General features: G+C 64.8%; 18 protein-coding genes and 2 pseudogenes. 11 read left to right on the forward strand and 9 right to left on the reverse strand.

Annotation, left to right across the window (positions count from 1 at the left end):
- Window positions 1-52 precede the first annotated feature (52 nt).
- The 4 genes from KSS93_RS09830 (at window position 53) to KSS93_RS09840 (ending at window position 2441) form a co-directional block, all read left to right on the forward strand.
- Entirely contained in the window at window positions 53-457 is a 405-nt protein-coding gene (locus KSS93_RS09830; RefSeq protein ID WP_217888113.1) for a MarR family winged helix-turn-helix transcriptional regulator, read from the forward strand.
- A gap of 64 nt (window positions 458-521) precedes the next feature.
- Complete coding sequence (locus KSS93_RS09835) at window positions 522-1724, forward strand: MFS transporter (protein WP_437182113.1); 1203 nt, start codon at window positions 522-524, stop codon at window positions 1722-1724.
- A complete protein-coding gene (locus KSS93_RS26645; protein ID WP_263975044.1) occupies window positions 1721-1843 on the forward strand; it encodes a hypothetical protein in 123 nt (40 codons plus the stop codon). The genes KSS93_RS09835 and KSS93_RS26645 overlap by 4 nt, the downstream gene beginning before the upstream one ends.
- Window positions 1844-1886: 43 nt before the next feature.
- Window positions 1887-2441 carry a glutathione peroxidase gene (locus KSS93_RS09840; protein WP_217888114.1) on the forward strand — a complete coding sequence of 185 codons (555 nt, stop codon included), beginning with the start codon at window positions 1887-1889 and terminating at the stop codon, window positions 2439-2441.
- On the opposite strand, the gene KSS93_RS09845 is transcribed toward KSS93_RS09840, so the two are convergent.
- Window positions 2438-2698, reverse strand: a complete 261-nt coding sequence (locus KSS93_RS09845; RefSeq protein WP_217888115.1) for a DUF2798 domain-containing protein — start codon at window positions 2696-2698, stop codon at window positions 2438-2440. The two genes, KSS93_RS09840 and KSS93_RS09845, sit on opposite strands and share 4 nt — an antisense overlap.
- A 114-nt stretch (window positions 2699-2812) precedes the next feature.
- Between KSS93_RS09845 and KSS93_RS09850 the strand changes: the two genes are divergently transcribed.
- The gene (locus tag KSS93_RS09850) at window positions 2813-3742 is read left to right on the forward strand and encodes a LysR family transcriptional regulator (RefSeq protein ID WP_217888116.1); all 930 of its coding nucleotides are present in this window, start codon (window positions 2813-2815) and stop codon (window positions 3740-3742) included.
- A 42-nt stretch (window positions 3743-3784) separates the two neighbouring features.
- Here the strand turns inward: KSS93_RS09850 and KSS93_RS09855 are convergent, their stop codons facing one another.
- The 3 genes from KSS93_RS09855 to KSS93_RS09865 form a co-directional block, all read right to left on the reverse strand.
- Window positions 3785-5065, reverse strand: a complete 1281-nt coding sequence (locus tag KSS93_RS09855) for an OmpP1/FadL family transporter (RefSeq protein ID WP_217888117.1) — start codon at window positions 5063-5065, stop codon at window positions 3785-3787.
- 146 nt (window positions 5066-5211) lie between these two features.
- Window positions 5212-5694, reverse strand: coding sequence for a hypothetical protein (locus tag KSS93_RS09860; protein WP_217888118.1), 483 nt, complete (start codon window positions 5692-5694; stop codon window positions 5212-5214).
- 244 nt (window positions 5695-5938) lie between these two features.
- Window positions 5939-6163, reverse strand: a complete 225-nt coding sequence (locus tag KSS93_RS09865) for a hypothetical protein (protein WP_217888119.1) — start codon at window positions 6161-6163, stop codon at window positions 5939-5941.
- A 935-nt stretch (window positions 6164-7098) separates the two neighbouring features.
- Between KSS93_RS09865 and KSS93_RS09870 the strand changes: the two are divergent.
- Together KSS93_RS09870 and KSS93_RS09875 are read left to right on the forward strand one after the other, a co-directional pair.
- Window positions 7099-7428, forward strand: a pseudogene (locus tag KSS93_RS09870) (sel1 repeat family protein); the annotation flags it as partial.
- Between the two features lie 234 nt (window positions 7429-7662).
- Window positions 7663-9021, forward strand: coding sequence for a DNA recombination protein RmuC (locus KSS93_RS09875; RefSeq protein WP_217888706.1), 1359 nt, complete (start codon window positions 7663-7665; stop codon window positions 9019-9021).
- Here the strand turns inward: KSS93_RS09875 and KSS93_RS09880 are convergent.
- Both KSS93_RS09880 and KSS93_RS09885 read right to left on the reverse strand, forming a co-directional pair.
- The gene (locus tag KSS93_RS09880; RefSeq protein ID WP_217888120.1) at window positions 8993-12469 is read right to left on the reverse strand and encodes a hybrid sensor histidine kinase/response regulator; all 3477 of its coding nucleotides are present in this window, start codon (window positions 12467-12469) and stop codon (window positions 8993-8995) included. The two genes, KSS93_RS09875 and KSS93_RS09880, sit on opposite strands and share 29 nt — an antisense overlap.
- Before the next feature lie 401 nt (window positions 12470-12870).
- Window positions 12871-14055, reverse strand: a complete 1185-nt coding sequence (locus tag KSS93_RS09885) for an MFS transporter (protein WP_217888121.1) — start codon at window positions 14053-14055, stop codon at window positions 12871-12873.
- Window positions 14056-14216: 161 nt separating this feature from the next.
- On the opposite strand from KSS93_RS09885, the gene KSS93_RS09890 reads away from it, so the two are divergent.
- Window positions 14217-15356, forward strand: coding sequence for a TDT family transporter (locus tag KSS93_RS09890; RefSeq protein ID WP_217888122.1), 1140 nt, complete (start codon window positions 14217-14219; stop codon window positions 15354-15356).
- Between the two features lie 39 nt (window positions 15357-15395).
- On the opposite strand, the gene KSS93_RS09895 is transcribed toward KSS93_RS09890, so the two are convergent.
- Window positions 15396-16022: a hypothetical protein gene (locus KSS93_RS09895; protein ID WP_217888123.1), complete on the reverse strand. Its 627-nt coding sequence runs from the start codon at window positions 16020-16022 to the stop codon at window positions 15396-15398.
- Window positions 16023-16308: 286 nt separating this feature from the next.
- Here KSS93_RS09895 and KSS93_RS09900 point away from each other — a divergent pair, with 286 nt between their 5' ends.
- The 3 genes from KSS93_RS09900 (at window position 16309) to KSS93_RS09910 (ending at window position 19427) form a co-directional block, all read left to right on the forward strand.
- Window positions 16309-17040 (forward strand): GntR family transcriptional regulator, encoded by a 732-nt coding sequence (locus KSS93_RS09900; protein WP_217888124.1) that lies wholly within the window; start codon window positions 16309-16311, stop codon window positions 17038-17040.
- 132 nt (window positions 17041-17172) lie between these two features.
- Window positions 17173-18447 carry an MFS transporter gene (locus tag KSS93_RS09905; RefSeq protein ID WP_217888125.1) on the forward strand — a complete coding sequence of 425 codons (1275 nt, stop codon included), beginning with the start codon at window positions 17173-17175 and terminating at the stop codon, window positions 18445-18447.
- 146 nt (window positions 18448-18593) lie between these two features.
- Window positions 18594-19427, forward strand: coding sequence for an amidohydrolase family protein (locus tag KSS93_RS09910; protein ID WP_217842230.1), 834 nt, complete (start codon window positions 18594-18596; stop codon window positions 19425-19427).
- Window positions 19428-19505: 78 nt separating this feature from the next.
- Here KSS93_RS09910 and KSS93_RS26895 read toward each other — a convergent pair whose 3' ends face one another.
- Together KSS93_RS26895 and KSS93_RS26900 are read right to left on the reverse strand one after the other, a co-directional pair.
- The gene (locus KSS93_RS26895; protein ID WP_437180002.1) at window positions 19506-20369 is read right to left on the reverse strand and encodes a methyl-accepting chemotaxis protein; all 864 of its coding nucleotides are present in this window, start codon (window positions 20367-20369) and stop codon (window positions 19506-19508) included.
- Window positions 20361-21425, reverse strand: a pseudogene (locus tag KSS93_RS26900) (methyl-accepting chemotaxis protein); the annotation flags it as partial. The gene KSS93_RS26895 and the pseudogene KSS93_RS26900, both read right to left, overlap by 9 nt.
- Window positions 21426-21621: the final 196 nt, after the last annotated feature.

The raw sequence follows: 21621 nt of genomic DNA on the forward strand, positions 1-21621 counted from the left end.
AAAAATCCGAAACACCTTGCAACACCCAAAAAGCGGGTATATACACATACCCATGCTGACCAGCGAATGCATCTGCACCCACCTCCGTCGCGCCGCCCGCGGTGTAAGCCGACACTACGACGAAGCCCTAGCCGGCTTCGGCATCAACGTCGCCCAGTTTTCCCTGCTGCGCTGCGTACAACGGCTGGACAAACCCAGCATCACCACCCTGGCCGAAGCCATGGGCCTGGAACGCAGCACCCTGGGCCGCAACCTGCGGGTGCTGGAGGCCGAAGGCCTGGTACAGCTCGCGGACGGCGACGACCAACGCAACCGCCTGGTGTTGCTGAGCGAAGAGGGCAGGGCACGCCTGCAAGCCGCCCAGCCCGCCTGGGAACACGCCCAGGCACAACTGGTGACGCAACTGGGCGATGGCCAGCGCGACATGCTGGTACGCCTGCTGGAACAGCTTGCCTGAACAAAAACGACTATAAGCGGGTATATACCCGCATAAACCTTGCGATGGGCTGGAGACAACGACAATGACATCCCTGTGGCGGACCAGCGGTTGGATATTACTCGGGGCAGCGCTGATCCTGGCGCTGTCGCTGGGCGTGCGGCATGGCTTCGGCCTGTTCCTCGCGCCGATGAGCGCCGAGTTCGGCTGGGGCCGCGAAGTGTTCGCCTTCGCCATCGCCCTGCAAAACCTCATCTGGGGGCTGGCCCAGCCGTTTGCCGGCGCCCTGGCCGACCGCCTGGGAGCGGCCAAGGTGGTGATCGTCGGCGGCATCCTGTACACCGCAGGCCTGGTGCTGATGGGGATGGCCGACTCGGCCTGGTCGCTGTCGCTCAGCGCCGGGTTGCTGATCGGCATCGGCCTGTCCGGCACCTCGTTCTCGGTCATCCTCGGCGTGGTGGGCCGCGCCGTGCCGGCTGAAAAACGCAGCATGGCCATGGGCATCGCTAGCGCTGCCGGCTCCTTCGGCCAGTTCGCCATGCTGCCCGGCACCCTTGGGCTGATCCAGTGGCTGGGCTGGTCCGCCGCGCTGTTGGTGCTGGGGCTGCTGGTGGCGCTGATCGTGCCTTTTGTCGGCCTGCTGCGCGACAAGCCGCTGCCGGCCCACGGCAACGAGCAGACCCTCGGCCAGGCGCTGCGCGAAGCCTGCTCGCACTCAGGCTTCTGGCTGCTGGCGCTGGGCTTTTTCGTCTGCGGCTTTCAGGTGGTGTTCATTGGCGTGCACCTGCCGGCCTACCTGGTCGATCAGCACCTGCCGGCCACCACCGGCACCACGGTGCTGGCGCTGGTGGGCTTGTTCAACATCGTCGGTACCTACACCGCTGGTTGGCTGGGCGGGCGTATGTCCAAGCCGCGCCTGCTGACTGCGCTGTATCTGTTGCGCGCGGTGGTGATCGTGTTGTTCCTGTGGGCGCCGGTGAGCCAGTTCAGCGCCTACCTGTTCGGTGTCGCCATGGGCCTGTTGTGGCTGTCGACGGTACCTCTGACCAACGGCACCGTGGCCACGCTGTTCGGTGTGCGCAACCTGTCGATGCTCGGCGGTATCGTGTTCCTGTTCCACCAGTTGGGTGCCTTCCTGGGCGGCTGGCTGGGCGGCGTGGTGTATGACCACACCGGCAGCTACGAGCTGGTCTGGCAGATCTCGATCCTGCTCAGCCTGCTGGCCGCCGCGCTCAACTGGCCGGTGCGCGAGCGCCCGGTGGCGCGCCTGCAGGCGCAGGCGGCATGAACCGGCAACTGGCGCGCGGCCTGTTGGCCCTGGCTGCGCTGCTGGTGCTGGCCCTGGTGTGGTGGGGCTGGCACAAGGGCGGGTTGGCGCTGATGCAGTTGGGCATGAGCCTGTGTTAGGGGCTACCCTGCACCTTCATGGAACCGTTTTAGGGAGTACCCGATGAAGCGCGCGCACTGGCTGATGATTCCCCTGCTGGCCCTGGCCGCCAGCAGTTCAAGCTGGGCGGCAGGCTGCCCGGCACTGCTGCAGGGCAGCCTGCCCGAGCTGCGTGGCAAGGAGCAGATCGACCTGTGCCAGCGCTACGCCGGCAAGCCGCTGGTGGTGATCAATACCGCCAGCTATTGCGGTTTTGCCCCGCAGTTCGAGGGCCTCGAGACCACCTATAAGGCCTACCACGGGCAGGGCTTGGAAATGCTCGGGGTGCCGTCCAACGACTTCAAGCAGGAAGACGCCGACGCCGAGAAAACCGCCAAGGTCTGCTACGCCAACTACGGCGTCACCTTCACCATGAGCAAGACCCAGGCGGTGCGCGGCAAGGATGCAATCCCGCTGTTCGTCGAGCTGGCGCGCCAGAGCAGCGCGCCGAAGTGGAATTTCTACAAGTACGTGGTGGACCGCAAAGGCAAGGTGGTCGGCAGCTTCTCCAGCCTGACCAAGCCTGACGACCCGGCATTCACTGCAGCCATCGAAAAGGCCATCGCCTCGCAACCCTAGTGCGGGTGCACGGTGAGCGCTACCAACCGCAGCACCACCGGTCGCACCATCAGTACACAGACGAAGGCCACCGGCATCGCCAGCTGATAGGCGTTGAGCACGTTGTGCAGGTACTGGGCGTCGACGCCGGCATTGGCGGCGGTGATCACGAAGCACATCAGCAGCGCCATGATCGCCGACATGTAGAAGGCGAACACGTACGGCGTGGCGGCGGGGCGCAGCTTGCGCCGGCTGCGGGTGGAAGACAGTTCGGTCATGAAAACTCCCGGGCAGGTGAATGAGCCGGCAGGTTAGCAATGCGCCGGCTGCCTGCTGTAGACCTTGGATACTGAGTTCTTTATAAAGAGAAACTTACGAATCCAGGGGGCGGCATGGATCTGCTTAACGCCATTCGCAGTTTCATCAAGGTGGTCGAGGCCGGCAGCATCGCCGGCGGTGCCCGCGCATTGGGCTTGAGCCCGGCAGCGGTCAGCCAGAACCTGGCACGGCTGGAGGCACACCTGCAGGTGCGCCTGCTGTCGCGCACCACCCGCAGCATGGCCCTGACGCCGGCCGGTAGCCTGTACTACGAGCGCGTAAGCCATATCGAGCGCGACCTGGCCATGGCCGAGCAGGCGGTCACCACCCCTGACAGCGAGCCCCAGGGCCGGCTGTGCATCGCCACCACTTCAGCCTTTGGCCGGCATGTGCTGGCGCCGCTGATTCCGGCGTTCGCCGCGCGCTACCCGCTGCTTTCGATAGAGTTGGTGATGACTGACCGCAAGGTGAACCATGCCCGCGAAGACGTCGATGTCAGCCTGCGTATCACCCCGCAACTGGAAGACCACCTGCTGGCCCGGCATATCGCCCGCATTCCTTTTATCTGCTGCGCTTCGCCCGGCTACCTGGCCGCAGCAGGCAGGCCTGCCACGCCCGAGGCGTTGCGCGAGCACCGCTGCCTGGTGTTCCGCTACCCGGTGGATGGCCGCTTTCTCACCTGGGGCTTCATGCGTGACGAACTGCGTTTCGAGGCGCAGTTCGGCCCGGTACTGATCAGTGACGATGTCGACGCCCTGACCCAGATGGCGCTCAACGACGGCGGCATCACCCGCCTGGCCGAGTTCATCGTGCGCCCGCACCTGGACGCCGGCCGGCTGGTGCCGCTGTTCGAGTACAGCAGTGGTGCCGAGGCGTATGCGCGCACCGAACCGATGGACATCTACCTGTGCCTGGCCGACCGTTTCGCCATGACCGCCAAAGTGCGGGCGTTTACCGATTACCTGCAGCAGGCCCTGGGCGGGCGTTGGCCCGTGCAGGCATGAAAAAACCGCCTCGAGGGCGGTTTTTCATGCAGCGATTACACCTTAGAAGCGGTAGGTCAGCGAAGCACCAACGCCGTGGGCGCTGTTTTCGTACTTGGCCTGGTAGCTGCCTCTCAGGCCTGCTTCAGTCGGGGAGCCCGGCTGGTTGTTGACCTTGGTGTCCTCTTCCCACAGGTAGGAGTAGGCCACGTCGATGGTCAGGTCATCCGATGGGCTCCAGCCGGCACCGAGGCTGAAGATCTTGCGATCGCCGGTGGGGATGCGCGGGGAGCGGTCGTGGTTGTTGGTCGGCGACTGGTCCACCGAGAAACCGGTGCGCAGTACCCACTGCTTGTTGACCTTGTACGAAGCGCCGATGGCGTGGGCCCAGGTGTCGTGCCAGTTCTGTTCTTCGGTGATGGTCGAGAACTGCCCGGCCGCGCCGGTGATGCCTTCGTTGTTGACCGTGATGTTTTCCAGGCGGCTCCAGCGCGTCCAGGTGCTGCCGGCGTACAGGGTCCACTGGTCATCCAGCTCGTGGGTGATCGATAAGTCCACCGACTCCGGGGTCTTGATCTTCAGGGTGGCATCGTACTTGTTGCCATCCTGGCCGAGCAGCGGGTAGCTGATCTTGGTCTTGCCTTCGAGCTTGTAGTCCACCATCGAGTGGTAGGTCAGGCCCAGGCGAGTGCGATCGGTGGCTTGCACCATGATGCCGATGTTGTAGCCGACAGCAGTGTCGTCGCCCTTGATCTTCACCTCGCCATCGCCCGGTTGCAGCGGCGGCGCGAGGCTGGCCAGGTTCGAGCCCAGCTCACCTTCTATACGGTTGATGGTCGGACCGAAACCGATCGAAACCTTGTCGTTGAAGGCATAGCTTACGGTTGGCTGGAAGGTGATGACCTGAACGTGGCTTTTCTTGCCCCAGTAGCGGGCGGCATCGTCGCTGCCGTAGTCGGTCACCAGGCCAAACGGCACGTAGACGCCGAAACCGACGCTCCAGTTATCGTCCAGTGGCTTGACGTAGTAGCCCATAGGCACACCGACGAGCGGAACCATGTCACCGTCGGTTTCCCCCCCTTTGCTGCTGCCCGGGCCCGAGATATCGGACTTGGCGATCACGGCAGCGGCGCCCACGGTGATCTGCTCGCGCTTGAGGCGCGACATACCGGCAGGGTTGCCATACACGGTGCTGGCATCTTCGGCAGAAGAAGAACGACCCGCGAAACCTGTCCCCATGCCGCTGATGCTTTGTTCGTTCAGCGCGAAACCGCTGGCGAACAGTTGGCTGGAAGCGACCGCAACTGCGACGCCGAGGGAGGTCTTGAGCATTGCTTTTTTCATTATTAGAAACTCCTTGGGTTCTCCGGGGCGAAAAGCTACCAACAAATCACGCTCCACGCTATAGGCTAAAACGCAGGAGATAGAGCGGTTTTGTAGGACAATCCGACCAAAATTCCCTTTTTTCCGGTTCTAAATGTGAGTGCTTCTCAGCAGGCCTGAACGTGAGCAGGTTCGATGCAGTGTTGCCAGGCCTGGGTGAAGTCGCGCAGGCGGCCTTGCGGGTGGAAGGTCTGGCGCCAGATACGCGCAAGGCCCAGCAGGTCGTCGGCCGCAGGCAGTGGCGTGGCCTGTTCCTCGATCAGCATCCAGGCGATGGCCGTGGCGTAGCGCAGGTTGACGGTAAGTTCCAGGTGCGGGCCGCCCAAGAAGGCGTGCTGGCTGGCCAGGCCGCGGACCAGGCTGGCAAGTTCAGGGTCGCGGGCAAGGTAGTGGTCCCACAGCACGCGGTGGCGTTGCCCGGTGATGCGGTACAGGCCGTGGCCACGCCGGTCGTGCAGGGCGGAGCCCAGGGCTGACTGGCTGGCGGCAACGCCCAGTAACAATGCTTCGGCGCTTTCGCAGTGGCGGTTCAGGTAGATCAGCGTCGGCCGTATCACGTATTGGCTCAACTCGTTCGCAGCAATGCCCATGATGCCCTCATATGGAAAGGGCCGACGGGCGCTGGAGCTTGGCAGCTGGTGAGTGGTCAGGCCCGCCGGAAGCGGTCAGGGCCGCTCGAGTTGAAGTGTAGTGTGATAAGCGTGATGTAAAGGGCTGTTTTTAAATCGATTGCAGCCTGATGGTACGGGGCATATGCCCGCTGGCGATTAAGCCAAGAACCATCAGGCAGCCGGGTGGGGCATGCATTCATGGTGTGAATCTGCCGCCATTCATTCATGCAACCAATGACTGGCGAGTGCGCTCGATCACTGCCTGCAGCGGTTCAGCCCGGTTGTATTGCTCCGGGTAGAGACGCTCGGTATGGCAGGCGACGCCATGCTCGTCCACCAGGGTGAAACTGAAGCTGCCCTTGCGTGGGGCGACGATCAGGCACTTGAGTGGTGCGAAGGCCTGGGAAAGGGTGCCGAAGGCGGCTTGGATCTGTTGTTGTTTGCTCATGTTTTTGGATGTTCCTGCGTAAGACACGGGTTTCGATCCGTGCACAATAGAAACGTTCCAGTGACGTCTTTATTAAGGAGACGCAGAACCTGACTGGAACAGGGCAGCCAGAGGGGCGCAAATAAGGTGGGCGCTTGGGCTGACTGGTAGGTACGACAGAAGGCAGGCAGCACACCGGGGCCAGGGTTCGAGGCGCCGGGGAAGATCCTGATCAATCAGTGACGTGATTCGTGCTCGGGCAGGGATATGCGGAGGGAATCATCGAGCGGGCCGGTCCGGAGGGGCAGCGAGGCTGCTGAGGACTTGGTGGCCGGAATTGACTTTCAGCTGGGTACTAACGGGGCGCAACCCTACAGCAAGAAAAAGGGGTTGGCAAGGGTTTTGAGGTTTTTTTACTTGTGTTGCGGCGAGCCGGCCATTATGCCGATTTAGCCGGGGGCTGGGAAGAGGGGGAAATGCCCGGCCAGGGGTGCGAATGTGCCGTTTTCGTGCAGGGACATGCCGCGTGCCGGTGCACTTGTACACACTTGCTTCAACACTTGTAACCGTTTGGCAACAGCCTGTGGATGCTTCGCCAATGCCTTGACTGTTGGGTTAAGTCAATGAAAAAAAACACTAATTTTGACTGGTGAAAAAATCGTCAGTTTGACTGTAGGCCCCATTTCACAAGGGTTTGAGGGCTTGGTGAGGGGGTTGTCCACCGAGTTATCCACAGCTTCTGTGGATTGTCCCGAGCGCTTGCTCTAGCACGGGCGTGCCAGCTGTTTGATGAAGTGTCCGACAATCGGGGGTAGTGAGCGCAGCGCGCATTTTTGTCCGCTTAACGTCAAGAAAAAAACATCATAAAAAAATGTTCATCAGAGTGCAGTGCCCGGGCCATTGCGGCAAAAAAGGAGTAGAGTGGCGCGCCTCTCGAGTCACCAACGCTGTCGGTCATGAAGCTTCGCGGTAAACCCCTCGCCAGTTGTGCATCCTCTTCGCCGTTGCCCCCCAACAAACGCTTTTCGCTGAAAGTGGCCTTGTGGCTGCTCGACAGCCCGCGCCTGGGCGACAAGCCCAGCGTCAAGCACCTGGCCGGGCGCATGCTCAAGCAGCCGGCGCGCCAGGGTGTGGTGGTTGCGCAAAGCCGCCTGGGGCAGATGCTCTGCCGCGATTGCGGCAACGCCCGAGACCGGCGCATCGGCCACGACCTGCTGCGCCAGGCCGCCCGTGCCGGCGACCTGAGTGCGCAGCAGGAGTACGCCCGCCTGTGCCAGGCCCAAGAGGAGTAGGCCGGGCTGACGCGACCCCTGTAGCCGGCTTGCCGGCGATAGGGCCCGAACAGGCAACCCACCCGCGCGCCTGATAAGCTGCGCAACATCCGTCAAGACGCGTTCGGGGTAACCATGGTTGTGGATCTGACCAGCATCCTGCTGGGCTTGGTGGCAGGGGCTTTGCCCTGCCTTGGCTGGGTCATGCAGGTTCAGCGCCGCCAGGGAGCGCGCAATGCCGAGCAGACCCTGCTCGAAGAGCGCCTGACCAGCGCCCAGCTGGCCCAGGAGGGCCTGCAGGCGCAACTGGACGCCACCCGCGACGAGATCAGCGACCTCAGCGAAGCCAACACCCTCAAGCAGACCCAGCTGGCCGCCCAGGGCCGCGAGCTGGAGCTGTTGCAGATCGACCGTGACAACGCCCGCGACGCCGCCCACGCCTGGCACCTGGAGCGCGCCAACCGCGAAGCCGAGCTGCGCCGCCTCGAGGCCCAGGCGGCGCGCCTGGAAGCCGAACTGCGCGAGCAGCAGGACAGCCACCAGCAGCGCCTGGAAGACCTGCAAGAAGCCCGCGACACCCTGCGCGCGCAGTTCGCCGAGCTGGCCGGCAAGATCTTCGACGAACGCGAACAGCGCTTCGCCCAGACCAGCCAGCAGCACCTGGGCCAGTTGCTCGACCCGCTCAAGGAGCGCATCCAGGCCTTCGAAAAGCGTGTCGAGGAAAGCTACCAGCAAGAAGCCCGCGAGCGCTTCTCGCTGAGCAAGGAGCTCGAGCGCCTGCAGCAGCTCAACCTGCGTCTGTCCGACGAAGCCACCAACCTCACCCAGGCGCTCAAGGGCCAGAAAACCCAAGGCAACTGGGGCGAGCTGATCCTGGAGCGGGTGCTGGAGCACGCAGGCCTTGAGAAGGGCCGCGAATACCAGACCCAGGTGAGCCTGAAAAGCGCCGACGGCGAGCGCTTCCAGCCCGACGTGCTGATCATGCTGCCCGGCGACAAGCAGGTGGTGGTGGACGCCAAGGTCAGCCTTACCGCCTACCAGCAGTTTGTCGCCGGCAATGACGAAAACGCCCTGAAGCAGCACGTGCAGTCGTTGCGCAACCATGTGAAGGGCCTGTCGAGCAAGGACTACAACCGCCTCGACGGCCTGCACAGCCTGGATTTCGTGCTGTTGTTCGTGCCCATCGAGGCGGCCTTCTCGGCGGCGCTGCAGGCCGAGCCGAACCTGTTCCAGGAAGCCTTCGACCGGCAGATCGTGATTGTCAGCCCCACCACCTTGCTGGCCACCCTGCGGGTGATCGACAGCCTGTGGAAACAGGAGCGGCAAAGCCAGAACGCCCGCGAAATCGCCGAGCGTGCCGGCTGGCTGTACGACAAGTTCGTGCTGTTCATCCAGGACCTGGACGAGCTGGGCAGCCGCCTGCAACAGGTGGACAAAGCCTACGCCGCAGCGCGCAACAAGCTCTGCGAAGGGCGCGGCAACCTGGTCAGCCGCAGCGAGCAGCTGAAATTGCTCGGCGCCCGGGCCAGCAAGAGCCTGCCGGCCGAGCTGATCGAGCGTGCACTCAGCGACGAAGTGCTTACTGAACCAGGCTCAAATGCCGATTGAGCAGGGCGCGCAGGGCCGCCGGCTTGACCGGCTTGGCCAGGTAGTCCAGGCCTGCGGCGTGCACCATGGCGATGGTCTCGTTGCGCCCGTCGGCACTGATCACCACCCCCGGTACCGGCTCGCCCAGGCGCGCCCGTAGCCACCCCATCAGCCCGGTGCCGGTCTCGCCGTCGTCCAGGTGGTAGTCCACCAGCGCCAGGTGCGGGCGCAGGCCCTTGGCCAGCAGCACCTCGCACTCGGCCTGGTTGCGCGCGGTGGACACCTGGCAGCCCCAGCGGCTGAGCAGGCTGTTCATACCGATCAGGATGCTGTCTTCGTTGTCCACGCACAGCACCTGCAAGCCGGCCAGAGGATGCCCGGCCTGTTCCACCGGCGCAGGCGCCACCGGGGCGGAGCTGCGGGCGATCGGCACGCCTACGCGGAACACGCTGCCCTTGCCCGGCCACGAGCGTACCTCGAGCGGGTGACCGAGCACCCGGCACAGGCCATCGGCGATCGCCAAACCCAGGCCCAGGCCTTTTTCGGCCCGGGTCTGGTGGCTGTCCAGGCGCTTGAACTCCTGGAAGATCACCTGCAGCTTGTCGTCGGCGATGCCCGGGCCACGGTCCCACACCTCCAGCCACAGCTGCCCGCCCTGGCGCCGTGCGCCCAGCAAGATCGGGCCCTTGCCGTAGCGCAGGGCATTGGTGAGGAAGTTCTGCAGCACCCGGCGCAGCAGCTTCATGTCGCTGTCTACCCGCAGGCGGCTGCCGCGCAGGCGGAAGGCCAGGCCCTTCTCGGCGGCCAGCACCTTGAACTCGGCGCCCAGGGTGTCGAACAGGTCGTTCAGGGCGAAGGCCTTCACGTCCGGGGTGATCTTGCCGTTTTCCAGGCGCGAGATATCCAAGAGGTCGCTGATCAGCTCTTCAGCCGAGCGCAGCGAGCTGTCCATGTGCTGCACCAGCTGCTGGGCCTCGTCGTTCATGCCCTCGGCCTGCTGCGACAGCGCGGCAGAGAACAGCCGCGCGGCATTCAGCGGCTGCATCAGGTCGTGGCTGACGGCGGCCAGGAAGCGGGTCTTGGACTGGCTCACCGCCTCGGCGCGGCTCTTCGCCTCGCTGAGTGCCTGGTTGAGCTGCGACAGCTCGTGGGTACGCTCGGCCACCCGTTGCTCCAGCCCCTCGTTGGCATCGCGCAGGGCCTGTTCGGCCTCGCGGAACGGGGTGATGTCGGTGAAGCTCATGACGAAGCCGCCGCCGGGCATGGGGTTGCCGATCAGCTCGATCACCCGGCCGTTGGGGAACAAGCGCTCGGAGGAGTGTGCACGGCCCTGGCGCATCCAGTGCAGGCGCCGGGCCACGTGCACCTGGGCCTCGCCCGGGCCGCACAGGCCGCGTTCGGCGTTGTAGCGGATGATGTCGGCAATCGGCCGGCCGACGCTGATCAACCCTTCGGGGTAGTTGAACAGCTCCAGGTAGCGGCGGTTCCAGGCCACCAGGTGCAGGTTCTGGTCGACCACGCTGATGCCCTGGTTGATGTTCTCGATGGCGCCCTGCAGCAGCGCACGGTTGAACTGCAGCACCTCGCTGGCTTCGTCGGCGATGCGCACCACGTCTTCGAGCTGCATCTCGCGGCCCTCGATGGCCGCCTTGACCACCGCGCGGGTGGAGGAGGTGCCGAGCACGCCGGCCAGCAGCCGTTCGGTGTGTTCGATCCAGTCGCCGTCGGCGTTCTGGTTGGGGTTGAAGCCCTTGCCCTGGCGGTAGGCAAAGCGAATGAAGCTCTGCCGCGCGCGCTCCTCACCGACGAAACGCGCCGCCAGGTTGAGCAGGTCGTCGATCTGCACCGCCAGCAGCGGCTTGCTGCTGGGCCGGGCGCTGGTTTGCTGGCCGATGAAGGCGCCGGCCTGCCAGTGCTCCGACACCCGCGTGCGCGACAAAATCGACACCCAGGCGAACAGCGTGAAGTTGCCCGCCAGCGACAGCACCACGCCTTGGGTCAGCGGGGTGATCGGCAGCCCCAGCGGGTTGCCGTGCAGCCAGGCCAGGCCCGGGAACAGCTCCAGCGGCCAGCCGACACTGTGGGCGGCGATCGGCAGCACCAGGGTGTAGAACCACAGGAAGATGCCCGCTGCCAGGCCCGCGAACACGCCGCGGCGGTTGGCCTGCTTCCAGTACAGCGCGCCGAGCATGGCCGGGGTCAGTTGGGTCACCGCGGCAAAGGCGATCTGGCCGATGGTGGCGAGGCTTGCGGTAGAGCCCAGCAGGCGGTAGCTCACATACGCCAGCAGCAGGATGACCACGATGGTCACCCGGCGCACCGACAGCATCCAGTGGCGGAACGCCTCGAACGGCCGCTCGGCGTTGTTGCGCCGCAGCAGCCAGGGCAGCAGCATGTCGTTGGAAACCATGGTCGACAGCGCCACGGCCTCGACAATGACCATGCCGGTGGCCGCCGAGGCGCCGCCGATGAACGCCAGCAACGCCAGGCTCGGGTGCGCCTCGGCCAGCGGCAAGCTGATCACGAACGAGTCGGAAATCACCGTGCCCGGCAGCAGCATCTGCCCGGCCAAGGCAATCGGCACCACAAACAATGCAGCCAGCGCCAGGTACATCGGGAACACCCAGCGTGCCAGGCGCATGTCCTGGGGCTCGATGTTCTCCACCACGGTGACGTGGAACTGGCGCGGCAGGCAGATGATCGCCATCATCGCCACGGCGGTCTGCACCACCATCGACGGCCAGTTGATGGTCTCCTGCCAGTAGCTGTCCAGGTGCACCGACTGGCGCGCCTGGGTGAACAGGTCGTCGAAGCCGTCATACAGGTTGAACACCACGAAGGCGCCCACCGCCAGAAACGCCAGCAGCTTGACCAGCGATTCGAAGGCGATCGCCAGCACCATGCCGCGGTGGTGCTCGGTGACGTCCAGGCTGCGGGTGCCGAACACGATGGCGAACAGCGCCAGCACCAGCGATACCACCAGTGCGGTGTCCTGCACCCGGGTGCCGGTGGCATCGGCGTTGGCGCCGATCAGCAGGTTCACCCCCAGCACGATGCCCTTGAGTTGCAGGGCGATGTACGGCAGCACGCCCACCAGGCAGATCAGCGCCACCACCACGGCGAGGGTTTGCGACTTGCCGTAGCGGGCGGCGATGAAGTCGGCGATGGAGGTGATGTTCTGCTGCTTGCTGATCAGCACCATCTTTTGCAGCACCCAGGGCGCGAAGATCAGCAGCAGGATCGGCCCCAGGTAAATCGGTAAAAACGCCCACAGTTGCTCGGCGGCCTGGCCGACCGCGCCGAAGAAGGTCCAGCTGGTGCAGTACACCGCCAGCGACAGGCTGTACACCCAGGCACGCAGGCGCGGAGGCAGCGGCGTGCTACGGCGGTCGCCGTAGAAGGCGATGGCGAACATGATGGCCATATAGGCCAGGGCGACCACGGCGATCAGCCCGCTGGACAACGACATGCAAACTCCGCAGCAATGAATGGAACGCGGTCCCGATCAATCAGTCTGGCACGCCCCGCAAGGTTCGTCAGCGCCGACGTTGGTCGCAGTGGCAGGACGTCGCAGGGATCGCATCAGCTTCGGCCCTGCGCTGTCGCGCAGGGAACTGGTTTCGCAGATGCGTCACGGCCTCTGTGGGAAGCGGCCTTGTGTCGCGATGGGCTGCGAAGCGGCCCCAAGATCTCGGCTTCATGCAAAGTTGTCGGGGCTGCTGCGCACCCCATCGCGACCGGACGGCGCCCCGGCAAGGCCGCTTCCCACAGAGTCCGTGTTAAATCGATGAGTTGTAGTTTGTTCTATGCGAGCCGGCTTGCCGGTGATGAGGCCGGTACAGGCGGTACAAGCAAAGGCAGGCCAATCGCCTACTGGCCCCTTCGCGTCCCCAGCCAATAGAACACCGCCGCCATCACCACCGACCCGATCAACAGGTAGAACACCCCCTGCGGCACCATCCACCCCAATGCTGCGCCCATCAGCATCGGCCCCAGCCCCGCACCCAGGTTGGAGAGGTTCTGCGCGCCATAGTAAACGCCGCGCAGCGGCTCCGGCGCGATCAGGTCGATGAACATGAACTCCGCCGGGATGACGATGATCTCGCCCAAGGTGAACACCAGCATGGCCAGGCACCAGGCCGGCACCGTATCGGCCACGGAAAACCCCAGCAGCCCCGCGATGAACAGCGCCATCCCGGCCATCAGCCAGGGCATCAGGTGCTGGCGGGCAATGCGCCGGCCGATCACGTACTGCAGGGCAATTACCGTGACTGCGTTGGTGGTCACCAGGTAGCCGGCCAGGCGCGCCACCTGCACCGGGTCCTGGGTGGTCACCACCAGGTACTGCGACAGGTAGGCAGTGAACTGGCCGAACACCACCGCGCTGAGCACCCCGCCCAAGGTGAAGCACACCAGCCGCCGGTCACGCAGCAGGCCAACGGCCACCTGGGCGAAGCCCGCCGCCGGCTCGTCGGCGGCAGGGGCCGACAGGCCGCGCTGGCCAAGCCGCTGGTAGGCCAGGCCCAGGGCCAGGCCGATCAGCGCCGACACTATGAAAGGCAGGTGGTCGTTCAGTTCGATCAGCAGCACCCCGAGCATCGGCCCGGTGGCCCAGGCAATGTTGTTGAAGGTGTACTTGATGGCGAACACCTCGCCGCGCTGCGCCTCTGGCAGCAGGGCGCAGAAGCCGGCCTTGGCGGCGATGTCCACCACCGTTTGCGCAAGGTAGGCCAGCACCAGGCAGGCAAAGAACGGCAGCGCCGAGGGGCTGGCCAGAATGCCGACGAACGCCAGGGCGAACAGCAGCGTGCAGCTGACGATCAGGGTGTGGTTGCGCAGGGTGTCGACCAGGTGCCCGCCGTACAGCGACAACGCCGAGGCCAGAAACATGGCGCCACCCACCAGCAGGCCGACCTCGGCGATTGCCAGGCCCATGTGCGCCGACAGGTAGACCACCAGGTAGGGCAGGGTGATCGCCCGGGCCATGGTCAGGGTGAAGGTGGTGAGCAACAGCAGGCGTACCGGGTTGGGGTAGCCCTTGAGTGCGGCAAGCATTGCGCGTCCTTGTGTGCAGAAAGCCGGCTCAAGCATATGCCAGCGCTTATGTGTCGCGCTATATATGTAAAACCGATAACAGTTAGAGAAAATACCCGTTATATGGATATTCTTTCCAGGCATAAGATGAATCCACCTTACACAAGGCCCGGAGACACAGCATGCCCTGCACCCAGCCCAACGCCGCCACCTGGCGCCCGTTCAGCCAACTGGCCCACCCCCGCGAAGTGATTCGCCAGTTCACCCCCAACTGGTTCGCCGCGACCATGGGCACCGGCGTACTGGCGCTGGCCTTCCACCAATTGAACATCCCGCTGCTGGACAGCCTGGCCGAAGGCCTGTGGTGGCTGACCATCGGCCTGTTCAGCCTGTTCTGCGTGCTGTACGGCGCGCGCTGGGTGCTGTTTTTCGACGAGGCGCGGCGCATTTTCGCCCACTCCACCGTGTCGATGTTCTTCGGCACCATCCCCATGGGCCTGGCCACCATTCTCAACGGCGCGCTGGTGTTCGGCCTGGGGCGCTGGGGCGAGGCCGTGGTGCCCTGGGTGCACGCCCTGTGGTGGCTGGACGTGGGCCTGGCGCTGCTGTGCGGCGTGGCCATCCCGTACCTGATGTTCACCCGCCAGGAGCACAGCATCGACCAGATGACCGCCGTATGGCTGCTGCCGGTGGTGGCGGCGGAAGTGGCTGCCGCCAGCGGCGGCCTGCTGGCGCCGCACCTTGCCGATGCGCACCAGCAGTTTCAGGTGGTCATCACCAGCTACGTGATGTGGGCCGTCTCGCTGCCGGTGGCGTTCAGCATCCTGACCATCCTCATGCTGCGCATGGCCCTGCACAAACTGCCGCCGGCCAACATGGCCGCCTCCAGCTGGCTGGCCCTGGGGCCGATCGGCACTGGCGCGCTGGGCATGCTGGTACTCGGCGCCGATGCGCCGGCGGTGTTCGCCGCCAATGGCCTGGGCGGCCTCGGCGAGGTGGCCCGCGGCCTGGGCCTGGTGGCCGGTATCGTGCTGTGGGGTGCCGGGCTTTGGTGGTTGCTCACTGCCGTGCTGATCACCCTGCGCTACATGCGCCAGGGCATGCCGTTCAACCTCGGCTGGTGGGGCTTTACCTTCCCGCTCGGGGTGTACTGCCTGGCTACCCTGAAGTTGGCTGCCTGGCTGGGCCTGGGCTTTTTCACCGTGTTCGGCCAGGTGCTGGTGGTGGCGTTGGCCATGCTCTGGGTGGTGGTGGCCAGCCGTACCCTGCGCGGGGCGTGGCGTGGGGAGTTGTTTGTGTCGCCGTGTATTGCACAGCGTTGAGGCGGTACTGGGAGGTTGAGCCTGCAAGCGGAGGTGGCGTTAATCGTCCGTAGTCAAAAACGGGCCTATCGAGCCAAACGGATAGCTGCTCATGCCGATGCGCAAAGGCACGATCGGAGCGATAGGGGCGCCTACCACCATGACGCTACTCATGATCACGTTTTCTCCGGGCGAGCGATTGTCCGCTGCGACGATCAGGTAATAGGTACCGGTGTCTTTTACCGTGCCGGTCAAAGCCTGGTTGATGACTCCGACCGTTCCGGTGGCCTTGCCAAAGCCTTCAGCCAGGACGCTGCCCTGGTCGTCCATCAAGATCAAATAAGGGTTAAGTACGTATTTGCTGAGCCCCAGGCACGCGTTGACGCACCAGGAATTCACGTTGATGTGAAAAGCTTTGTCTTTGACCAGGGTGGTGCTGAATACCCGATAATTCGACGGTTTGCCGTTGATCAGCAGGCGGGGGTCGGCGGCTGTGATGGCCCATTGGGGTGGCCGCCAACCCGGGTCGACAGGCATTGGAACGGGCTTTGAACCGCGCAAGGCCTCGAGTGGTGTCTGCGCAAGCGGCGTCTTGCCGTTTTTGACTTGCTCTTCATACAGCGTTGCCGGGTTTGTTGCACACGCGGTGAGCAACAGACTGCACAGAGCTAAATACACAGCCCGCATGATGACTTCCTTGTTGGCGCTTTTTCGATGATGCCGCCGCGACGTGCAAGGGAGGCATGCTGCATTTTGCGCTGAGGGTGATGGCTAAATAGTGGCCCGCATCTTAGCGAGGTCACTCCCATGGCGTCAAAAAACATTTGATAACGAGCGTTGGTCAATGCGGGTCGCCCTGCATTGCCTGCCGACATCAGCTGATCAACGGAGGATTGACACTGCTTCTGCCAGCGGGAATACTCCTCAAAAAAATTCATATATATGTCTACATGACACCTCACGAGAGCCGCCCATGAACGCCCTGTCAGCCGATGCGCGCCTGCCCCGTTACCAACAGCTGCGCGACCACCTGGTCGAGCAGATCGCCAACAACCGCTGGCGCCCGGGTGAGGCGATCCCCACCGAGGCGGCGCTGGCCACCGAGTTCGATCTGTCTGTAGGTACCGTGCGCAAGGCGGTCGACGCGCTGGTGGCCGAGGGCGTGCTGGAGCGTCAGCAGGGGCGCGGCACCTTCATTCGCCGCCCGCAGTTCCAGTCTTCGCTGTTCCGCTTCTTCCGCTTCGAGGCCGCCAATGGCGAGCGTGCGGTGCCGGAAAGCCGGATTCTTTCCATCGAGCCGCAACTGGCGCCGTCGGCGGTGGCCGAGGCCCTGGGCCTGGCCATGGATGCCGAGGTGATCCACATCGTGCGGGTGCGTCTGCTCGGTGCCCAGCCGGTGCTGGCCGAAGACATCTGGCTGCCGCGCCAGACCTTCCAGCCGCTGCTGGAGGTGGCGCTGGACAGCAAGGGCCCGCTGCTTTACCCGATCTACGAAGAACTGTGCGGCCAGGTGGTGGCCAGTGCCGAAGAAACCCTCACCGCCGAGGCGGTTGACGAGGTGCACGGGCGCCTGTTGCAACTGCCGCCGGCAAGCCCTGTGGTGGTGATCGAGCGCCTGGCCCGTGACTACGCCGGCAAGCCGCTGGAATGGCGGCGCTCGCGCGGCCATGCGCAGCACTTCCGCTACCGCATCGACATTCGCTGAAAAAAACGCTGCACCCCTTTGATGTTCGGCGCCGTGCCTGCACGGCGCCGTGGTTCTGCCTGCCCGGCCGACGCGCGCCATGAGCTTCGGCGCGCCCGGCCGCTACACAACACGACTAAAAGGATAACAACCATGTTCAGCTGGTATCGCCAAATCACCTCACGGGAACGCAAGACGTTCTGGGCCTGTTTCGGCGGCTGGTCGCTGGATGCACTGGAAGTGCAGATGTTCGGCCTGGCCATCCCGGCGCTGATTGCCGCCTTCTCCCTCAGCAAGGGCGATGCCGGCCTGATCAGCGGCGTGACGCTGGTAACCTCGGCCATCGGCGGCTGGCTCGGCGGCACCCTGTCCGACCGTTACGGGCGGGTGCGCACCCTGCAGTGGATGATCCTGTGGTTCTCCACCTTCACCTTCCTGTCGGCCTTCGTCACCGGCTTCTACCCGCTGCTGTTCGTCAAGGCCATGCAGGGCTTCGGCATCGGCGGCGAGTGGGCGGCCGGTGCGGTGCTGATGGCCGAGACCATCAACCCGAAATACCGCGGCAAGGTGATGGGCACGGTGCAGAGCGCCTGGGCCGTGGGCTGGGGCCTGGCGGTGGCGCTGTTCACCCTGATCTACTCGCTGGTGCCGCAGGAATTCGCCTGGCGGGTGATGTTCTTCGTCGGCCTGCTGCCATCGCTGCTGATCATCTGGGTACGGCGTAACGTGCCGGAGCCGGACAGCTTCCAGCGCCTGCAAAAAGAACAGGCCATCCCCACCAGCTTCGCCAAGTCCATGGCCGGCATCTTCCGCCCCGAACTGCTGCGCGTGACCCTGCTGGGTGGCTTGCTGGGCCTGGGTGCCCACGGTGGTTACCACGCAGTGATGACCTGGCTGCCGACCTTCCTCAAGACCGAGCGCAACCTGTCGGTGCTCAACTCCGGCGGTTACCTTGCGGTGATCATCTTCGCCTTCTGGTGCGGCTGCGTGGCCAGCGGCCTGCTGATCGACCGCATCGGCCGGCGCAAGAACATCCTGCTGTTCGCCCTGTGTTGCGTACTGACCGTGCAGGCTTATGTGTTCTTCCCGCTGAGCAACACCCAGATGCTGTTCCTTGGCTTCCCGCTGGGCTTCTTCGCTGCGGGTATTCCGGCCAGCCTCGGGGCGTTTTTCAACGAACTGTACCCGGCCGATGTGCGCGGCGCCGGGGTGGGCTTCTGCTACAACTTCGGCCGCGTGCTGTCGGCGGTGTTCCCGTTCCTGGTGGGCCATATGAGCGAGTCCATGTCGCTGGGTGCGGCCATCGGCATCGATGCCGGCATCGCCTACGGCGTGGCGGTGATCGCCGCGCTGTGCCTGCCGGAAACCCGTGGCCGCAGCCTTGAAGCCACGCCAGCGCCGGAAGTGGCGGGCGCGGTGGCCAAGTAGCCTGAGTGGGGACCGCTTTGCGGTCCTTCGCGGCACAAGGCCGTTCCTACAGGCCTGCGCGGTCTGTGTAGGAGCGGCCTTGCGCCGCGATGGGGCGCGCAGCGGCCCCTTGTGTTTACCCTGAACCCAGTTTTTCGAAGAGCCCCATGCCTGACGTCCCGGTTTCACCCTTCACCGCCATCGACAGCCACGCCCACGTGTTCAGCCGCGGGCTCAGCCTTGCGGCCGAGCGCCGCTATGCACCGGCCTACGATGCCCCGCTGGGCGACTACCTCGCCCAGTTGCACGGCCATGGCTTCAGCCATGGCGTGCTGGTTCAGCCCAGCTTTTTGGGTACTGACAACCGCTACCTGCTCAGTGCCTTGCGCACCGCCCCCGAGCAACTGCGTGGCGTGGTGATGCTCGACCGGGACGTCGAGCGCGAAACCCTCATCGAAATGACCCGCCTGGGTGTGCGCGGCGTGCGCCTGAACCTGATGGGCCAGGCGCTGCCCGACCTCGCCGGCGCCGAGTGGCGCCCGCTGCTGGAGCGTATCGGCGAGCAGGGCTGGCACCTGGAGCTGCACCGCCAGGTGGCCGACCTGCCGGCGCTGGTGCGGGCGTTGCGCCCGTACGGGCTGGATATCGTCATCGACCACTTCGGCCGCCCGGACGCCCGCCGCGGCCTGGGCCAGCCGGGCTTTGCCGAGCTGCTGACCCTGGGCGGGGAGGGGAGGGTGTGGGTGAAGGTGTCCGGTATCTACCGCCTCGAAGGCACCCCGGACGAGAACCTGCGCTTCGCCCAGCAGGCGCTGGGGGCGCTGGAGGCCCACTATGGCGCCGAGCGGCTGATGTGGGGCAGTGACTGGCCGCACACCCAGCACGAGGCGGCGGTGAGCTTCAGCAAGGTGGTGGAGCAGTTCGAGGCGCTTGGCTGTTCGGCCGAGTTGCGCCAGGCGTTGCTGGTGGATACGGCGCGGCAGTTGTTCGGGTTCGAATAAGGCAAAAACATCGCGGGGCAATTCCGCTCCCACGTGATCCGCGTGGGAGCGGGATTGCCCCGCGATGGTGTCTGCTGATCAGAAGCGGAAGCGGCTGATCATCTCCTGCAACTGCCCGCCCAAGCGTGCCAGCTCGACGCTGGACACCGAGGTCTGCTGGCTGGCCTCGGCGGTTTGCTCGGAAATATCCCTCACCGTCACCACGCTACGGCTGATCTGCTCGGCCACCGCGCTCTGCTGCTCGGAGGCGGCGGCAATCTGCTGGTTCATCAGCTCGATGGCCGACACCCGGCGGGTGATGCCTTCCAGCGCCAGGCCCGCTTCACGCACCAGCGCCACGCTGCTGCTGGTCAGGCTCTGGCTCTCTTCCATCAGGTCGCTGACCGAACGGGTGCCTTGCTCCAGGCTGCTGATGGCTGACTCGATTTCTGCGGTGGAGGCTTGCGTGCGCTGGGCCAGCCCGCGCACCTCGTCAGCGACCACGGCAAAACCACGCCCGGCCTCACCGGCACGGGCCGCCTCGATGGCGGCGTTGAGCGCCAGCAGGTTGGTCTGCTCGGCCACCGCCTTGATCACATCCATCACCTTGCCGATGCGCTGGCTCTCGCTGCGCAGGGCGTCCATGGCCGAGTTGGTCGAGTCCACCTGGCTGGCCAGACGGTCGATCTGCGCCACGGCGCGGGTCACCACGCTGTCACCTTCACGGGCCTCCTGGTCGGTGGCGCTGGCGGCTACCGAAGCCTCGCCGGCATTGCGCGCAACCTCGTGCACGGTGGCGGCCATTTCCTGCATGGCAGTGGCCACCTGGTCGGTCTCGACCTTTTGGTTGTTGGCCCCGGCGCTGGTCTGGGTGGTGATCGCCGACAGCTCTTCGGTGGCGCTGGCAATCTGGCTGATGCCATCGCGCACGCCGCTGATCAACTGGCGCAGGTTGCCGGTCATGGCCCGCAGGCTGTTCTGCAACAGCCCCAGCTCGTCGCGGCGCTGGCTGGCCGGCTGCTCGCCAAGGTTGCCGGCGGCCACTTGCTCCATGGCCTGCAGCACGCGCTGCAGCGGCTGGCTGATCTGCCGGGCGATGAGGATTGCGGCGACGATGCCCAGCAGCAAGGCGAGGGCGGTGGTGATGATCTGCAGGGTCTTGGCGAAGTGGCTGTCGTTGGCCACGGCCACCGCCTGGCTGTCGAGCAACTGGCCGATCAGGGTATTCAGGCTCTCGACCTCGGTGCCCATGGCGGCGCGGTAGCCCACCAGTTTGCTGACCTCGCCACGGAACGCCTCGACCGCACCGGCGTAGGCGCGAACCTGGGCTTGCAGCTGGGTGAACTGCTCGGCGTAGCTGCCGTCGAAGCGCGCCACCAGCTGCGGCAGGTCGTTCACCGTGGTGGCGATCTGCGTGTTCATCAGTTTTTCGGTGTCGGCGTTGGTGTTACCGGTGTAGCCGCGCACGTGGTAGCGCAGCAGGATCAGGTTCTCGCGCACCTGGTTGATCGCCTCGCCGCGCACGTAGCGCTGTTCGGCGTCGGGCAGGGCGCGTACCTGCTTGCGGATCTGCTCGATGCTGGCAAAGGAGCTGGTGGCCAGGGTGCCCATGTCCTTCTGTGCAGCGCGCATCTTCTGGTAGGCCTCAAGGCTCAGCGCCTGGTTGCCGGCATACGCCTGCAGGTGCTGCTCGGCCTTGGCCAGGATCGTCTGGTTGGACGGCGTGCGGATCACCGCGCGCAGTTTCGCCAGCGGCGCCTTGAACGCGTCCATGGCCGACTGCAGGGCCTTGCCTTCGTCTTCGCCGCCGTTGCTCATGGCGTGGCGCAGGCGCGCCTCGCGCAAGTCACCCAGGGCATTGTTGAGCCCGGATACCGCGCTGACCACCTCGCTGCGCCGTACCAGGCTGGACAAGCCCTCCCAGCTGACCAGCGACTGCGCCAGGGTGAGGGTGAGGACCAGGCCGAAGCCAAGGGCGAGTTTGTGCGCGATCTTCAGATCGCCGAACCACCTGAACATGTGCTGCTGAGCTCCTTTTCTTATGCGTTTGGGGAGACCGGAGGTCTGTTCCTTATGCTAGATACAGTCATCTATATGAATTGTCGGCAGGATACGCCAAATCTGAACGGAAGATTATGAAAAGGTGATGTCATTGTGATATCGCGTAGTGTCGGACCGTTCCGAGATCGCGCCTGCGGCTTGCCTGCGGTGGCCG

This window comes from Pseudomonas xanthosomatis, from assembly GCF_019139835.1.
GTDB classification, from domain to species: Bacteria; Pseudomonadota; Gammaproteobacteria; order Pseudomonadales; family Pseudomonadaceae; genus Aquipseudomonas; species Aquipseudomonas fakonensis.

Excerpts from the sequence above, each read along its gene's own strand:
- KSS93_RS26645 (WP_263975044.1), top strand. The coding sequence starts at position 1,721 with ATGAACCGGCAACTGGCGCGCGGCCTGTTGGCCCTGGCTGCGCTGCTG.
- KSS93_RS09905 (WP_217888125.1), top strand. The coding sequence starts at position 17,173 with ATGTTCAGCTGGTATCGCCAAATCACCTCACGGGAACGCAAGACGTTC.
- KSS93_RS09885 (WP_217888121.1), bottom strand. The coding sequence starts at position 14,055 with ATGCTTGCCGCACTCAAGGGCTACCCCAACCCGGTACGCCTGCTGTTG.
- KSS93_RS09835 (WP_437182113.1), top strand. The coding sequence starts at position 522 with ATGACATCCCTGTGGCGGACCAGCGGTTGGATATTACTCGGGGCAGCG.
- KSS93_RS09910 (WP_217842230.1), top strand. The coding sequence starts at position 18,594 with ATGCCTGACGTCCCGGTTTCACCCTTCACCGCCATCGACAGCCACGCC.
- KSS93_RS09900 (WP_217888124.1), top strand. The coding sequence starts at position 16,309 with ATGAACGCCCTGTCAGCCGATGCGCGCCTGCCCCGTTACCAACAGCTG.
- KSS93_RS09865 (WP_217888119.1), bottom strand. The coding sequence starts at position 6,163 with ATGAGCAAACAACAACAGATCCAAGCCGCCTTCGGCACCCTTTCCCAG.
- KSS93_RS26895 (WP_437180002.1), bottom strand. The coding sequence starts at position 20,369 with ATGACCGGCAACCTGCGCCAGTTGATCAGCGGCGTGCGCGATGGCATC.
- KSS93_RS09855 (WP_217888117.1), bottom strand. The coding sequence starts at position 5,065 with ATGAAAAAAGCAATGCTCAAGACCTCCCTCGGCGTCGCAGTTGCGGTC.
- KSS93_RS09890 (WP_217888122.1), top strand. The coding sequence starts at position 14,217 with ATGCCCTGCACCCAGCCCAACGCCGCCACCTGGCGCCCGTTCAGCCAA.
- KSS93_RS09840 (WP_217888114.1), top strand. The coding sequence starts at position 1,887 with ATGAAGCGCGCGCACTGGCTGATGATTCCCCTGCTGGCCCTGGCCGCC.
- KSS93_RS09880 (WP_217888120.1), bottom strand. The coding sequence starts at position 12,469 with ATGTCGTTGTCCAGCGGGCTGATCGCCGTGGTCGCCCTGGCCTATATG.
- KSS93_RS09830 (WP_217888113.1), top strand. The coding sequence starts at position 53 with ATGCTGACCAGCGAATGCATCTGCACCCACCTCCGTCGCGCCGCCCGC.
- KSS93_RS09895 (WP_217888123.1), bottom strand. The coding sequence starts at position 16,022 with ATGCGGGCTGTGTATTTAGCTCTGTGCAGTCTGTTGCTCACCGCGTGT.
- KSS93_RS09860 (WP_217888118.1), bottom strand. The coding sequence starts at position 5,694 with ATGGGCATTGCTGCGAACGAGTTGAGCCAATACGTGATACGGCCGACG.
- KSS93_RS09850 (WP_217888116.1), top strand. The coding sequence starts at position 2,813 with ATGGATCTGCTTAACGCCATTCGCAGTTTCATCAAGGTGGTCGAGGCC.
- KSS93_RS09845 (WP_217888115.1), bottom strand. The coding sequence starts at position 2,698 with ATGACCGAACTGTCTTCCACCCGCAGCCGGCGCAAGCTGCGCCCCGCC.